The 15,197-nt window shown below is 71.5% G+C and carries 13 protein-coding genes and 1 riboswitch; of the genes, 11 read left to right on the top strand and 2 right to left on the bottom strand.

What is annotated here, in order from left to right; translation table 11 throughout:
• Positions 1–58: 58 nt before the first annotated feature.
• Entirely contained in the window at positions 59–679 is a 621-nt protein-coding gene (locus tag ACFWNV_RS17755; protein WP_383947358.1) for a SurA N-terminal domain-containing protein, read from the top strand.
• 30 nt (positions 680–709) lie between these two features.
• Complete coding sequence (locus ACFWNV_RS17750) at positions 710–1,699, top strand: nucleoside triphosphate pyrophosphohydrolase (protein WP_383947355.1); 990 nt, start codon at positions 710–712, stop codon at positions 1,697–1,699.
• Positions 1,700–1,732: 33 nt separating this feature from the next.
• On the opposite strand, the gene ACFWNV_RS17745 is transcribed toward ACFWNV_RS17750, so the two are convergent.
• Positions 1,733–2,917 carry a globin domain-containing protein gene (locus tag ACFWNV_RS17745; RefSeq protein WP_383947352.1) on the bottom strand — a complete coding sequence of 395 codons (1,185 nt, stop codon included), beginning with the start codon at positions 2,915–2,917 and terminating at the stop codon, positions 1,733–1,735.
• A 199-nt stretch (positions 2,918–3,116) separates the two neighbouring features.
• Between ACFWNV_RS17745 and ACFWNV_RS17740 the strand changes: the two genes are divergently transcribed.
• From ACFWNV_RS17740 to ACFWNV_RS17710, 7 genes are all read left to right on the top strand, one after another.
• The gene (locus ACFWNV_RS17740) at positions 3,117–4,424 is read left to right on the top strand and encodes a cytochrome P450 (RefSeq protein WP_383947449.1); all 1,308 of its coding nucleotides are present in this window, start codon (positions 3,117–3,119) and stop codon (positions 4,422–4,424) included.
• Positions 4,425–4,567: 143 nt separating this feature from the next.
• Complete coding sequence (locus ACFWNV_RS17735) at positions 4,568–5,719, top strand: transglycosylase family protein (RefSeq protein WP_383947349.1); 1,152 nt, start codon at positions 4,568–4,570, stop codon at positions 5,717–5,719.
• Positions 5,720–5,995: 276 nt separating this feature from the next.
• A riboswitch (cyclic di-AMP (ydaO/yuaA leader) is annotated at positions 5,996–6,167 on the top strand.
• A 2-nt stretch (positions 6,168–6,169) separates the two neighbouring features.
• Entirely contained in the window at positions 6,170–6,877 is a 708-nt protein-coding gene (locus tag ACFWNV_RS17730; protein ID WP_383947346.1) for a transglycosylase family protein, read from the top strand.
• A gap of 326 nt (positions 6,878–7,203) precedes the next feature.
• Positions 7,204–8,484 carry a phosphopyruvate hydratase gene (gene eno / locus ACFWNV_RS17725; RefSeq protein ID WP_383947343.1) on the top strand — a complete coding sequence of 427 codons (1,281 nt, stop codon included), beginning with the start codon at positions 7,204–7,206 and terminating at the stop codon, positions 8,482–8,484.
• 99 nt (positions 8,485–8,583) lie between these two features.
• Positions 8,584–9,072 carry a septum formation initiator family protein gene (locus ACFWNV_RS17720; RefSeq protein ID WP_250737322.1) on the top strand — a complete coding sequence of 163 codons (489 nt, stop codon included), beginning with the start codon at positions 8,584–8,586 and terminating at the stop codon, positions 9,070–9,072.
• A gap of 40 nt (positions 9,073–9,112) precedes the next feature.
• On the top strand, positions 9,113–9,670 hold the full coding sequence (locus tag ACFWNV_RS17715) for a DUF501 domain-containing protein (protein ID WP_383947339.1): 558 nt from the start codon (positions 9,113–9,115) through the stop codon (positions 9,668–9,670).
• Positions 9,667–10,608, top strand: coding sequence for an exopolyphosphatase (locus ACFWNV_RS17710; RefSeq protein WP_383947336.1), 942 nt, complete (start codon positions 9,667–9,669; stop codon positions 10,606–10,608). The genes ACFWNV_RS17715 and ACFWNV_RS17710 overlap by 4 nt, the downstream gene beginning before the upstream one ends.
• Before the next feature lie 71 nt (positions 10,609–10,679).
• Here the strand turns inward: ACFWNV_RS17710 and ACFWNV_RS17705 are convergent, their stop codons facing one another.
• Positions 10,680–11,783 (bottom strand): MerR family transcriptional regulator, encoded by a 1,104-nt coding sequence (locus tag ACFWNV_RS17705; RefSeq protein WP_383947333.1) that lies wholly within the window; start codon positions 11,781–11,783, stop codon positions 10,680–10,682.
• 454 nt (positions 11,784–12,237) lie between these two features.
• Between ACFWNV_RS17705 and ACFWNV_RS17700 the strand changes: the two genes are divergently transcribed.
• Positions 12,238–13,623, top strand: a complete 1,386-nt coding sequence (locus ACFWNV_RS17700) for an NAD(P)/FAD-dependent oxidoreductase (RefSeq protein WP_383947330.1) — start codon at positions 12,238–12,240, stop codon at positions 13,621–13,623.
• Positions 13,624–13,821: 198 nt separating this feature from the next.
• Complete coding sequence (locus ACFWNV_RS17695; protein WP_383947328.1) at positions 13,822–15,156, top strand: class I SAM-dependent methyltransferase; 1,335 nt, start codon at positions 13,822–13,824, stop codon at positions 15,154–15,156.
• Positions 15,157–15,197: the final 41 nt, after the last annotated feature.

Below are 15,197 nucleotides of genomic sequence, written 5' to 3'. Positions count from 1 at the left end.
TCGATCACCGCACGGCCCTTGTGCACCGAAGCACAATCTCCCGGCCCTGGAGGCTCCTTTGCACCGTCGCACAGCGCTCTCCGTTTCCGCCGCCCTGCTCCTGGCGGCCCCTCTGCTGTCCGCGTGCTCGGGCGAAGCCCGCCCCGGCACCGCGGCCGTGATCGGCGGCGAACGGATCACCACCTCCGCGCTCCAGGCCCAGGTGAACGACGTCCGCTCCGCGCAGAACCGCTCCGAACACGCGGCCGAGCTCATCGCGGCCGTCCCGCAGCTCGACCGGGTCAAGCTCAGCACGATGCTGCAGAGCCGGATCCTCGACCGGATGGCGAAGGACGCGGGGATCGCCGTCACCCCCAAGGAGCTCCAGGACGCCCGCAAGGCCTACGACGAGGGCAACCGCGGGGCCGCCGCGTTCGAGGAGGCCATCCTGCAGAAGGCCGCCGTCGCCCCCGACCAGATCGAGCGCTGGGTCCGGGACCAGGTGCTCTTCGAGAAGCTGAACGCCAAGTTCGGCGAGGGCAAGCTCGCCGAGCCCGCCGCGAAGGCCGCGGCGAAGCTCGGCATCGAGGTCAATCCGCGCTACGGAGTCTGGGACGCCCAGCGGGTCACCCTCGGCGAGCACTCCACCCCGTGGATCACCCAGGTCACCCGGCCCGAGCAGGCCCCGGCCGGGGCCTGAGCGCTCGTGGCGGGGAGGTAGGTTCGGAGGGTGACTGACGACGTGCCCTCCGAGCCCACCGGCCGCATCGTGCTGCTGACCACGAGCCACCGGGTGGCCCCCGGCATGCTCTCCTGGCCGGCCTGGCAGACCCTGCAGGGCGCGGACCGGGTGCTGTGCGCCGACCCGGACCACGTCCAGCTGCCCTACCTGCGCGAGGCGGGCGTCGAGGTCTCCCTGGAGGCCCCCGACGCCCAGGCGCTGATCGAGGAGTGCGCCGGCGGGCGGACGGTCGTCGTCCTGCTCAGCGGCGAGGGCGACCGGCGGCTCACCGACGGGCTGGCCCGCTTCGCCGGCTCGGGCCGGGTCGCCGTACCGGACCTGGAGCTGTTGCCGGGCTCGTACGATCTGCCCGGCGCACGCCTGCTCGACCTCGTCCAGGTCATGGACCGGGTCCGGCGCGAATGCCCCTGGACCTCGGAGCAGACCCACGAGGGCCTGGCGAAGTACGCCATCGAGGAGGCCTACGAGCTGGTCGAGGCCATCGAGGCCGGCGACCGCGGGGAACTGCGCGAGGAACTCGGCGACGTCCTGCTCCAGGTGGTCTTCCACGCGCGCATCGCCGAGGAGGGCGGTCCCGGTGAAGAGGACGAGCCGTTCTCCATCGACGACGTGGCGGGAGCCCTCGTCGAGAAGCTGATCCACCGGCACCCGCACGTCTTCGGCGACGCGACCGCGGAAACCCCGGAGGACGTGAACGCCCACTGGCAGCGCACCAAGCAGGTGGAGAAGCAGCGGGAGTCGGTCACCGACGGCATCCCGCTCGGCCAGCCCGGTCTCGCGCTCGCGTCGAAGCTGGCGGGCCGCGCCCGCGCGGGAGCGGTACCCGTGGACCTGCCCCGCGGGGAGGGCGTCGGGTACGAACTGCTGGAGCTGGCGGCACGCGCCGAAGCGGCGGGCACCGACCCCGAAACCGCGCTGCGCGCCGCGGCCCGGACCTACCGGAACGCGATCCGGGCGGCCGAGGGCGTCGGCGAGTAGCCCTCGGCAGCGGGAGGTCCCGCGAGAACGGCCTCAGTACTCCCGGGGAGCCCGGCCGGACGGATTGTGCCAGTGCGGGTCGGGGCGGTTCAGGAACCACTCGCCGAAGCCCATCGGGCGGCTCGCGTCGTCCTGGTTCCTGCCGCCGGCGGGTACGGAGTCGTGGAAGATCCGGTCGGGGCGCGCGCCGAGTTCCTCCAGAAGGTACGAGGTTTCCCGGATGAACTGCGGCGGACCGCTCAGGTAGACGTCCTGGTCGGGCCAGAGCCCGCGGTTGCTGAGCGCGGTCGCCAGCCGGCCGGTGGCCTGGTTGCGGTGCCGGCCGGGGGCGGGGGTGATGTAGGTGACGCTCAGCCAGGCGAGGGAGTCCGCGTACGCGTCGATGAGCGGGCGGTCGTAGAGGTGTGCGGCGTCCCGGGCGACGACGAAGAGCCGCACGTCCTGATCGGGAGGGTGTTCCGCCAGGTCCTCCAGCATGGCGCGGACCGGGGCCCAGCCGGTGCCGGCGGCTATGAAGCTGACCGGGCGGTCCTCGCGGCGGAAGGTCATCTGCCCGCCGGCGGCGCCGAGCCGCAGCACGTCCCCCGGCTGCGTCTCGCGGATCAGGGCGGTGCTGAGGCGGCCGCCCTCGATCCGGCTGACGTGCAGGTCGAGCGTTCCGTCGGCGCGGGGGGCGTTGCCCAGGGAGTACGTGCGCCAGGTGGTCGGCACCCGGTCGCTGCTCACGCTCGCGTACTGGCCGGGGACGTGGGGGAAGTGCAGGTGCGGGCGGAGGGTGAGGACGCCGATGTCCTCCCCGTACAGCAGGTGGCGTACCACTTCCGCGTCCCACCAGGGCGGGTCCTCGCTGGCGGCGGCGCCGGCCATCATCGCCTCGGCGATCACCTGATACGCCTCTGACCAGGCTTTTTCCGCCTGGTGATCCCAGGCGGACCCGGAGGCCTCGGCGAGCGCGGCGATGAGGCTGGTGCCCACGGCCGCGTAGTGCTCGGGCCCCGCCAGGAACTTGCGGTGGTCGCGGCCGAGGTCGCGCAGATAGGGGACGAGCGTCTCGTTCTCCAGGTGGGCGATCACATGGGTGAGCGCGGCGAAGAGCCGGTCCCGCTGTCGTTCCATGTCTTCGAGGGAGGCCGGGAAGAGATCACGGACTCCGGGGTTGTGCCAGAAGAGGTGGGAGTAGAAGAACTTGACCGCATGCTCGGCCCGTCTCTCCACCACCGCGAAGCTGCTTTTCAAGATCCTCACATCCACAAAACCGAAAGTAGGAACGCCGGAGAACGTGAGGTCAAGCCAGAGCCGATCTACGGACAGCCGCGATAAATAGGCCATATGGGGTGACGGATGGTCGGCGGGATACGGTCTCCGGGTGCACGAGCAGACCCCCGCAGCCCCCGAAGAGCCCGCCGCCGACCAGTCCGTGGACGGATCCACGGGCGGAGCCGCCGCCGGAGCCGCCGCCGGATCCACCCCGCCCACCCCGCCCACCCCGCCGACCCTGTTCGACTGGGAGTTCGCGACCGACCCGTACCCGGCGTACGCCTGGCTCCGCGAGCACGCGCCCGTGCACCGCACCACGCTCCCCAGCGGGGTCGAGGCCTGGCTCGTCACCCGGTACGCCGACGCCCGCCAGGCCCTCGCCGACCAGCGGCTCAGCAAGAACCCGGCCCATCACGCGGGCTCCGCGCACGCCAAGGGCCGCACCGGGATCCCGGGGGAGCGCAAGGCGGAGCTGATGACGCACCTCCTCAACATCGACCCGCCGGACCACACCCGGCTGCGCCGGCTGGTGTCGAAGGCGTTCACCCCGCGCAGGGTCGCCGAGTTCACCGCGAGGGTGCAGGAACTGACCGACCACCTCATCGACCAGTTCTGTGAGAAGGGGGAGGCCGACCTCATCCACGAGTTCGCCTTCCCGCTCCCCATCTACGCCATCTGCGAGATGCTCGGTGTACCGCGAGAGGACCAGGACGACTTCCGCGACTGGGCGGGCATGATGATCCGGCACGGCGGCGGCCCGCGCGGCGGGGTGGCCCGGTCCGTGAAGCAGATGCGCACCTATCTCGGGGAGCTCATCCACCGCAAGCGCGACGACCTCGGCGACGACCTGATCTCCGATCTGATCCGGGCCAGCGACCACGGGGACCACCTGACGGAGGCCGAGGCCACCGCGATGGCCTTCATCCTCTTGTTCGCGGGGTTCGAGACCACGGTCAACCTCATCGGCAACGGGGTCCACTCCCTCTTCATGAACCCGGAGCAGCGCGCACTCCTCCAGAGCTCCCTGGCGGCCGGGGAGAGCGGGCTGCTGGCCACCGGCGTGGAGGAGCTGCTGCGCTACGACGGACCCGTGGAGCTGGCCACCTGGCGGTTCGCCACCGAGGCCTTCGAGCTCGGCGGCCAGGACATCGCGGCCGGAGACCCGGTGCTGGTGGTCCTGGCGGCCGCCGACCGGGACCCCGAACGGTTCGCCGACCCGGACACCCTGGACCTCTCCCGGACCGACAACCAGCACCTCGGATACGGGCACGGCATCCACTACTGCCTGGGCGCCCCGCTCGCCCGGCTCGAAGGGCAGACCGCGCTCGCGACCCTGCTGACGCGGCTGCCCGATCTGGAACTGGCCGTGGCTCCCGAGGAGCTGCGCTGGCGCGGCGGGCTCATCATGCGGGGGCTGCGGACGCTCCCGGTCCGCTTCACCGCCGAATCCACCGCCCAAACCACCTGAAACCGGCCTGACCGGAAGTCAGTTGACAGCCCAAACTTGTGACAGGCGTTCGAAGGCCGCTAGGTTCTGCCGTTACCCCGCCGTTATGCGAAAGGTGCAGCCTCATGCGTTCCGGGAACGGCCGCCACAGACGCCCCCGACAAGTGCCCGCACTTGTCGTCACCGCCGGAGTCACCGGCACCGCCCTCGCCCTGCCGCTGCTCGCGGCCACGGGCGCGAGCGCCGCGGAGACCTCCACATGGGACAAGGTCGCCGAGTGCGAGAGCGGTGGCACGTGGAGTGCCAACTTCGGGGGCGGCACCTACGGCGGGCTGCAGTTCAGCCAGGAGCAGTGGAAGAACGCCGGCGGGCTCGACTTCGCCGAGCGCGCCGACCTCGCCAGCCGCTCCCAGCAGATCGCCGTGGCCGAACGGGTCCTGGCCTCGCAGGGCCCCCAGGCGTGGCCGCTGTGCGGAGTGCCGGCCGGGCTGACGCAGGACGCGCCCGCCGCCGTGGTGGACCCGGGCCTGCCCGGGGGCTCCGGATCCGCCGCCCCCGCCGCCCCGTCCCGCCCGGACGACTCCGTGCCCCACACCGGCTCGGGCAAGCCCTCCACGGACTTCGGGGCCCCGACGCCCACGAGCCCGGCCGCGCCGGAGCCTTCGGGCTCGCCGCTGCCCGACTATCCCGTCGGCGTGCCCGGCGACCTCCCCGTCATGCCCGCGCCGGACCTCCAGGCGCCGCCTCCCGGCCTCCCGGGCGACCCGACGGCTCCCACGAGCCCGACGGACCCCACCGCCCCGACGGACCCCACGACTCCGGCGCCGCCGTCCGTGGATCCGACCGCGCCGGTGGACCCGACCGCTCCGGTGAGCCCGGTGGACCCGACGGTGCCGGTGAGCCCGGTGGACCCGACGGCTCCCGTCGGCCCGTCAGACCCGGCGAACCCGACGGCCCCGGCCGACCAGGGGAACTCGGCGAACCCGACAAATCCGGTCAACCCGGTTGATCCCACGGCCCCGACGGCTCCGGCCGCACCCGGCGACGCGGCCGCCCCGAGCACCCCGGCGGCCCCCGGCGCGACCGAGGGCGGCGGCAAGCACCGCGGCCAGGCCGCGGTCGAGACGCAGGCCGCGCCTGACGCCGCGTCGGACCCTTCGTACACCGTGAAGGAGGGCGACAACCTCGTCGCCATCGCGGACGCCAACGGAGTGAAGGGCGGCTGGAAGGGGCTGTACGAGGCCAACGAGCAGGTCATCGGCGGCGATGCGGACCTGATCAAGCCCGGTCAGAACCTGGATCTAACGCACCAATAGGGGCACTTAAAGCGTCCGGAACCAGCTGATTGTCCGTTTTCTGTAAGTGAGACATGTGTCTCTTCAGGTCAACTGGCGTGTCCGGCCCGGAGGGTTCCGCAAACCCCGCCCTCACCTGCGCAAACACCCTTCCGGGGAGTGCAAGTAGGCACCGTTTCCCCCCGATGTTCCTCGTTGAACATCGGGGGGAGACCTGTCTACCTTCTGAATCGCTCGCCACCGCGGGCTCCTTCGACCGCATCGCCGAATCCTGCCGGCGGACGGAGGGAACACTCGTCGCGTAAAGCGCCGAAGGCAGGAGCGGGGGAACCAAGGTAGGCGCCGGAACCGGCCGTTGAGAGACGGTCACGGAACCGGCTAGGGGTTAAGTCGAGCGCTAGGTCGCTCGGCCGGGCACTCACTCGCCCGAACCCGACAGCTCACCTCGTAGGCGTCGGTGAGGAGAACTCCATGCTGCTTTCGGGCAAGGGCAAGCACCGTCGCGGCTCCAAGGCCGTCCGCATCGTCACGCTGGCCGGCGTCGCCGGTGTCGCCGTGGCCGCTCCGCTGATGGCCGCGGGCACCGCTTCCGCCGCGACCGCCGGCGAATGGGACCGGGTCGCCGCGTGCGAGTCCGGCGGCAACTGGTCCATCAACACGGGCAACGGCTACTACGGCGGCCTGCAGTTCTCGTCCTCCACGTGGGCCGCGTACGGCGGCAAGTCGTACGCCGCGCAGGCCAACCAGGCCTCCAAGTCGCAGCAGATAGCCATCGCCGAGAAGGTCCTCAAGGGCCAGGGCAAGGGCGCCTGGCCGTCCTGTGGCGTGGGCCTGTCGAACTCCTCCTACACCGGCGGCTCCGCGGAGACCCCCGCCAAGCCGAAGGCCCAGCCGAAGCCGGCGCCGAAGGTGGAGAAGAAGGCCGAGCCGAAGAAGGAGACCAAGCGCGCCGAGGCTCCGACGACCCGCTCCGAGCGTCCGGCCGCCGCGGCCGCGCCGAAGACCGAGGCCCCCAAGACGGGCAACGGCTCCTACGAGGTCAAGTCCGGCGACACGCTGGGTGCGATCGCCGACGCGAACAAGGTGTCCGGCGGCTGGGAGAAGCTCTACGAGCTGAACAAGGACATCGTCTCGGACGCCGACCTGATCTACCCGGGTCAGAAGCTGAACCTCAGCTGAAACGTGTGAGAACGGGCGTGGCCGCTTTCGCGACACGCAGTAGTTCCGCACGGAGCTCCACCACGTAATTCCACCGCCCGGCGCGCAACCCCCTTCGCGCCGGGCGGTGCTGTGTGCACGCGCCTCCGGCCTGACGGAGCCTCCGGTCTATCGATGATCAAGGGCCCTATGTCCCGTAAGAGGGGCATTCAGGCCCTTTTTCGTCCCAGGACCCGGGCGGTCGGCTGGCCGAGTGCCCGGAGCCGGTTAGGCTCTAAGCGGCAAGGCCATCCCACGGCCTGACATGCCACCGCACACCCAGCGTCACATCCCAGAAGGAGATGCTCGTGCCGTCCATCGACGTCGTCGTAGCCCGGGAAATCCTGGACTCCCGAGGCAACCCCACGGTCGAGGTCGAGGTGGGCCTCGACGATGGCAGCACCGGCCGTGCTGCAGTCCCGTCCGGCGCCTCCACCGGAGCGTTCGAAGCCGTAGAGCTCCGCGACGGTGACCCCAACCGCTACATGGGCAAGGGCGTCGAGAAGGCGGTCCTCGCCGTCATCGAGCAGCTCGGCCCGGAGCTCGTCGGCTACGACGCCACCGAGCAGCGCCTGATCGACCAGGCGATGATCGACCTGGACGCCACCGAGAACAAGGGCTCCCTCGGCGCCAACGCCATCCTCGGTGTCTCCCTCGCCGTCGCGCACGCCGCGGCCGAGGCCTCCGACCTCCCGCTCTTCCGCTACCTCGGCGGCCCGAACGCGCACCTGCTGCCCGTTCCGATGATGAACATCCTGAACGGTGGGTCGCACGCCGACTCCAACGTCGACATCCAGGAGTTCATGATCGCCCCGATCGGCGCGGAGTCCTTCTCCGAGGCGCTGCGCTGGGGTGCCGAGGTCTACCACACCCTCAAGAAGGTCCTGCACACCAAGGGCCTCTCCACCGGTCTGGGCGACGAGGGCGGCTTCGCGCCGAACCTCGAGTCGAACCGTGCCGCGCTGGACCTCATCGTCGAGGCCATCAAGCAGGCCGGCTACGTCCCGGGCACGCAGATCGCGCTCGCGCTCGACGTCGCCGCGTCCGAGTTCTACAAGGACGGCAACTACGAGTTCGAGGGCAAGTCCCGCTCGGCCGCCGAGATGACCGACTACTACGCCGAGCTCGTCGAGGCGTACCCGCTGGTCTCCATCGAGGACCCGCTGTTCGAGGACGACTGGGACGGCTGGAAGACCCTCACCGACCGCCTGGGCTCCAAGGTCCAGATCGTCGGCGACGACCTCTTCGTCACCAACCCGGAGCGTCTCGCCCGCGGCATCGAAGAGGGCTCGGCGAACGCCCTGCTCGTCAAGGTGAACCAGATCGGTTCGCTGACCGAGACCCTGGACGCCGTCGAGATGGCCCAGCGCAACGGCTTCAAGTGCATGATGTCGCACCGCTCCGGTGAGACCGAGGACGTCACCATCGCCGACCTCGCGGTCGCCGTGAACTGCGGTCAGATCAAGACCGGCGCCCCGGCCCGCTCGGACCGTGTCGCCAAGTACAACCAGCTGCTGCGCATCGAGGAGATCCTCGACGACGCCGCGGTGTACGCGGGCCGCTCCGCGTTCCCGCGCTTCAAGGGCTGATCAGTCCTTTAGGGCGCAAGCCTCCCTACGTCCCCGCACTCGGTCCCGTACCGTGTGCGGGGACGTAGTGCGTCGTGCGCATATAGGGGAGGCGGATCAATGGCCGGGAACCGGGACCGGTTCGCCACGTTCTCGACCGCGACCAGGCTCAAGCAGCTCGGTGAGCGGACCGCGGCGCACGTGTACCGCTCGCAGTCCCGCCGGCAGGTCCGCCGCAGCCGGCTCACCGGCCGGGCCGCGCTGCTCGTGCTCGTCCTCTGTACCCTGGTCGTCGCCCTCGCGTATCCGATGCGCCAGTACGTGTCCCAGCGCTCGGAGATCGCGAAGCAGCAGAAGGACGCCGTCTCCGCGCGGGACCGGCTGGAACGGCTGCGCGACGAGAAGGCCCGCTGGCAGGACAACGCGTACGCCGAGCAGCAGGCGCGCAAGCACCTGCACTTCGTCCGGCCGGGGGAGATCAGCTACATCATGACCGACCCCGGAGCCGCCGCGGGCGAGCAGCGCCGCAGCGGACAGGCCGCCACCGACCGGCCCTGGTACTCCAACGTCTGGGACGGCGTCGACAAGGCCGACCGCCCGGGCGACTGAGTCCCACCCATCCACGAGAACGAAAAGACTTCCTCCAGGCATGCAGACGCCCCCGCCCCAGACCGACCGGACCGAGCCGACCGCCGCCGACATCGAGGCGTTCGAACAGCAGCTCGGCCGCCCCCCGCGCGGGCTCCGCGCCATCGCGCACCGCTGCCCCTGCGGGCAGCCGGACGTGGTGGAGACCGCCCCGCGGCTCCCCGACGGCACCCCCTTCCCGACGTTGTACTACCTGACCTGCCCGCGCGCCGCCGGTGCGATCGGCACGCTGGAAGCCAACGGCGTGATGAAGGAGATGCAGGCCCGCCTCGCCGTGGACCCGGAGCTGGCCGACGCCTACCGGGCCGCGCACGAGGACTACATCACCCGCCGCGACGCCATCGAGGTGCTCCAGGGCTTCCCGAGCGCCGGCGGCATGCCGGACCGGGTCAAGTGCCTGCACGTGCTGGTCGGCCACTCCCTGGCCGCGGGCCCGGGCGTGAACCCGTTCGGCGACGAGGCCCTGGCGATGCTCCCCGAGTGGTGGGCCAAGGGCGCCTGCGTCACCCCGTGCGGCGAGAAGAAGGCCGACGAGAACACGGCGGAGGCGGGCGCGTGACCCGCGTCGCGGCCGTCGACTGCGGTACGAACTCCATCCGGCTCCTCGTCGCGGACCTCGACCCCGCCACCGGCGAGCTGATCGAGCTGGACCGCCGGATGATCGTCGTCCGGCTCGGCCAGGGCGTAGACAAGACCGGCCGGCTGGCCCCGGAGGCGCTGGAGCGCACCTTTACGGCCTGCCGCGAGTACGCCGCGGTGATCAAGGAGCTGGGCGCCGAGCGCGTGCGCTTCGTGGCGACCTCGGCCTCCCGGGACGCCGAGAACCGGGACGAGTTCGTCCGGGGCGTCCTGGACATCCTGGGTGTCGAGCCCGAGGTGATCAGCGGCGACCAGGAGGCCGAGTTCTCCTTCACCGGCGCCACCGGCGAGCTGACCGGCCGCACCGACCTGGAGCGGCCCTTCCTGGTGGTGGACATCGGCGGCGGCTCCACGGAGTTCGTGGTCGGCGCCGAGCAGGTCCGGGCGGCCCGCTCCGTCGACGTGGGCTGCGTCCGGATGACCGAGCGCCACCTGACGGTGGACGGGGCCGTCACCGACCCGCCGACCGGGGAGCAGATCGCCGCGATACGGGCCGACATCGAGGCCGGGCTGGACCTGGCCTCCGAGACGGTTCCGCTGGCCGAGGCGCGCACCCTGGTGGGCCTGGCCGGCTCGGTGACCACGGTCGCCGCGATCGCCCTGGGCCTGGAGGCGTACGACTCGGCACGGATCCACCACTCCCGGATCCCCTACGAGACGGTCCGCGAGGTCAGCGAGCGGATGCTGACCCTGACGCACGCCGAGCGCGCGGCCATCCCGGTGATGCACCCGGGCCGGGTCGACGTGATCGGCGCGGGCGCCCTGGTCCTGCTGACGATCATGGAGCGCGTAGGCGCCTCCGAGGTCCTGGTCTCGGAACACGACATCCTCGACGGAATCGCCTGGTCCATCGCCTGACGCCCGATACGAACGCACACCACGGTGCCCCCGGCGGATCCCGCCGGGGGCACCGTGGTGTGTCCGGACGCCTACCCGTCCAGGCGGACCGGCATCAGGAGCGAGAACGATTCCTCGTCGTCGGGGCGGCGGATCGCCACGGGGGCCTTCGGGGCGCCGAGCTCCAGGATCAGCCGGTCCCGGGCTCCGGCCGTGAGGGCGTCCAGCAGGAACGTGCGGTTCAGGCCGACGTCGGCCGGGTCGTCATCGCCGTCGGCGCCGAGGGAGATGCCGCCCTCGGGGGTCACCCTGAGAACGCTGACGTCGCCGGTCGCGCCGTCCTGTTCGCGCTCGGCCGGGCGGACGGGGCCGGATTCCAGGGCGGCGCGGAAGGCCGGTACGTCGACGAGGACCCGGCGCCCCGCGGGCAGGGTGACCAGGCGGCGGTAGTCGGGGAACTCGTGGCCCGGGCAGCGGCCGGCCGCCTGGCGGTCCCCCGACTCCGTCTCCAGGGTCACCCGGTCGCCGTCCACGGCGAGCAGGACGGGGGCGTCGTCGCTCAGCAGCGCCCGCATCGCGTCGGCGAGGGGGGCGGGTACGAGGAGCTGGAGGCGGGGCCCGGAGTGGCCGGCGGCCCCGGCGCGGGCGACGGCCAGCCGGTAGCGGTCGGTGGCCACGACGCGCAGCGCACCGTCCTCGATGTCGAAGAGGACACCGCCGAGCACCGGCAGCTCGGGGTCGGAGCCGACGGCGAACCGGACGGCGTCCAGCGCGGCGGCCAGCTCGGGCGCGGCCAGGGTGAGCCGGGCGGTCGTACCGGCGGTGGCATGGGTGGTCGTGCTCGTGGTCATGGGGGTCTCCCGGCGGTCGAGTAGGGCGCGGATCGCGGAGAGCTCGGTGCGGGCATCGGACAGGCCCCGTTCGAGCCGGAGCAGGTGCGCCCGGAGCAGGCCGCGGACCAGATCGGTGTCCGCGCCGGCCCAGCCGGCCAGGACGAGCCGGATGTCCGCCAGGGGCATGCCGGTCCGCCGGAGCCGGGCCAGCAGCCGGGCCTCATCGACCTGCCCGGGCCCGTACCAGCGGTACCCGCTGACCGGATCCACCCGGACGGGAACCAGCACGCCGGCCCCGTCGTAGAACCGCAGGGCGCTCACGCTCAGCCCGCTGTCGAGGGCGGTCTCGCCGATACTGCGCATCTCGTTCTCCACGCCCCGAACCCTGGTCCCTCGACCAGGTCGAGGGTCAACCACAGGGGTCGGCGGCGGTCTCGGAGGGCCGTTCGGGGGTCTTAGGTCCCGTCGTCCACATGAACTTCGTGAAGTTCTTCACAAGGAAAAGGTGCCTGTGAGGGCTCCAGAGGAGCCTTTTGGGCGAGTCCGGAGCCCCCGGGGCCTTCTTTTTGCTCGCGTTCGTGCGAATGAAGGTCGCCGCGAGCCCCTGGCGGTAGGTATCCACGAAGCCGGTGGTCTACTCCGCTTGAGGGCCTGGAGGCCAGGTCGGGACTGGTGTTCAACGACTCCCGTTACACCCTGGTTCCCGTTTCGCGCCATGACCTCGGTCACGTGGGCGGCGGAGTGTAGCAGAGGGTCCGGAGGTCCTTGTGAAGGGGCTCACGAGCGTCACCCCTTGGGGTGCTGGATACTTTTCCTCATGAGCACCACGGAGCGTCCCAGGATCCTCGTTGTAGGAGGTGGGTACGTAGGCCTGTACGCAGCCAAGCGCATCATGAAGAAGATGCGTTACGGCGAGGCGACCGTCACGGTCGTCGACCCGCGCTCGTACATGACCTACCAGCCCTTCCTCCCCGAAGTGGCCGCAGGCAGCATCTCGCCTCGGCACGTCGTCGTACCGCTGCGACGCGTGCTTCCGAAGGCTGAGGTCCTCACCGGCCGGGTCACGAACATCGACCAGGACCGCAAGGTCGCCGTCGTCACGCCGCTGGTCGGCGAGGCGTACGAGCTGCCCTTCGACTACCTGGTGATCGCGCTCGGCGCCGTCTCCCGCACCTTCCCGATCCCCGGCCTCGCCGAACAGGGCATCGGCATGAAGGGCGTGGAAGAGGGCATCGGCCTGCGCAACCACGTACTCGAGCAGCTCGACAAGGCCGAGTCCACGACGGACGAGGACGTCCGCCGCAAGGCCCTCACCTTCGTCTTCGTCGGCGGCGGCTTCGCCGGCGCCGAGACGATCGGCGAGGTCGAGGACATGGCCCGCGACGCCGCGAAGTACTACGCCACGATCAAGCGCGAGGACATGCGCTTCATCCTGGTCGACGCGGCCGACAAGATCCTTCCCGAGGTCGGGCCCAAGCTCGGCACCTGGGGCAAGGAGCACCTCGAGTCGCGCGGCATCGAGATCTACCTGAACACCTCCATGGACTCCTGCGTGGACGGCCACGTGGTGCTGAAGAACGGCCTCGAGGTCGACTCCAACACCCTCGTGTGGACCGCCGGCGTCAAGCCCAACCCGGTGCTGGCCCGCTACGGCCTCCCGCTGGGCCCCCGCGGCCACGTGGACGCCGAGCCGACCCTCCAGGTCAAGGGCACGGACTACATCTGGACCGCCGGCGACAACGCCCAGGTGCCCGACCTCGCCGCCCGCAAGGCCGGCGTGGAGAACGCCTGGTGCCCGCCGAACGCCCAGCACGCGCTGCGCCAGGCCAAGGTCCTCGGCGACAACGTCATCTCGGGCATGCGGGGCTTCCCGCAGGCCGAGTACTCGCACTCCAACAAGGGTGCGGTGGCGGGCCTCGGCCTCCACAAGGGCGTGGCGATGATCGTCATGGGCAAGATGAAGATCAAGCTCAAGGGCCGTCTCGCCTGGTACATGCACCGTGGCTACCACGGCATGGCCATGCCGACCTGGAACCGCAAGATCCGCGTCTTCGCCGACTGGACCCTCGCGATGTTCCTCAAGCGCGAGGTCGTCTCCCTCGGCGCCCTGGAGAGCCCCCGCGAGGAGTTCTACGAGGCCGCCAAGCCGGCGCCGGCTCCGGCCGCCGTCGCGGCCCCGGCCGAGAAGGCCAAGGCCTCCTGACCGCGTAGGACCCAGCAGGGCCGGCAAAACCAGCAGGCTCAGCAGGACCGGTAAGACCAGCAGGACCCAGTGTGTCCCGAAAGGGCCGCCCGCCATCCGTGGTGCGGGCGGCCCTTTCGGCATATTCGGCGCCGGATCCGGGTATGCCGTGCGGTCGGAACTTGTCGGAGTACGTCAGCGCCTGTCGGAGGAACCCGCATGAACGACGCCGCGCCGCGGCTGGCCGCTTTAGCCGAAACCCTGATGGGAGCCCCCCTTCCCGTCCGGATCCGGGCCTGGGACGGCAGCGAGGCCGGCCCGCTCGGCGGTCCCATCCTGGTCCTGGCCAACCGGCGCGCCCTGCGCCGGATCCTGTGGAAGCCGGGCGAGCTCGGCCTGGCCCGCGCCTGGGTGGCCGGGGACCTGACCGTCGACGGTGACCTGTTCGAGCTGCTGGACCGGGTCGGCGGGCTGCTCTGGGAGCCGGACCGCGAGCCCGGCGCCGAGGCGCCCGCCAAGGACGAGAAGGCCGGACCCGCCGCCCTGCTGCGCGATCCGCGCACCCGGGCCGCCGTACGCGGCCTGGTGGCCCTGGCACGCCCGTGGACCAGGCCGGCCCCGCCGCCCGAGGAGGCCCACCGCCGCGGCGACGGGCCCCGGCAGCCCCGGCACACCCGAGGGAGCGACAGACGGGCCATCAGCCACCACTACGACGTGGGCAACACCTTCTACGAGCGGGTGCTCGGCCCGTCGATGGTGTACTCCTGCGCCTACTGGGCCCCCGGCGGGAGCCTGGAGGACGCCCAGCGGGACAAGCTGGACCTGGTCTGCCGCAAGCTCGCCCTGGGCCCGGGGGACCGGCTCCTGGACGTCGGCTGCGGCTGGGGCTCGATGGCCCTGCACGCGGCCCGGGAGTACGGGGCGAAGGTCACCGGGATCACGCTCTCGCGCGAACAGGCCGCCTACGCCCGCAAGCGGGTCGCGGAGGAGGGCCTGGCCGACCTCGTCGAGATCCGCGTCCAGGACTACCGGGACGTCAAGGACGGGCCGTACGACGCCGTTTCCTCCATCGGGATGGCCGAACACGTCGGCGCCGACCGCTACCGCACGTACGCCCGGAGCCTGTACGGACTGCTGCGACCGGGCGGGAGGCTGCTGAACCACCAGATCGCGCGGCGTCCCGAGCCGGACGAGGAGGCGTACCGGATCGACGCGTTCATAGACGCCTACGTCTTCCCCGACGGGGAGCTGTCCCCGCTGGGCACCACCGTCGGCGAGCTGGAACGGGCCGGCTTCGAGGTCCGCGACGTGGAGGCGCTGCGCGAGCACTACGCGCTCACCCTGCGGGCCTGGGTGGCCCGGCTGGAGGAGCACTGGGAGGAGGCGCAGCGGCTGACCTCGCCCGGCCGGGCGAGGGTCTGGCAGCTCTACATGGCCGCCTCGGCGCTCGCCTTCGAGCACAACCGCCTCGGCGTCAACCAGGTGCTCGCGGTGCGCACGGGGACCCGGTCCGCCTCCGGGATGCCGCTCCGCGCCCGGGAGTGGCCGGCGTAACCCCGTACGGCCGGGAAACGGCGCAGGGCCCCGCGACGGGA

The sequence above is a fragment of the Streptomyces sp. NPDC058401 genome (genome assembly GCF_042722885.1).
Classification (GTDB): domain Bacteria; phylum Actinomycetota; class Actinomycetes; order Streptomycetales; family Streptomycetaceae; genus Streptomyces.
The sequence above is the reverse complement of the archived record's forward strand: the minus strand, read 5'-3'. Positions and strand labels throughout refer to the sequence as shown.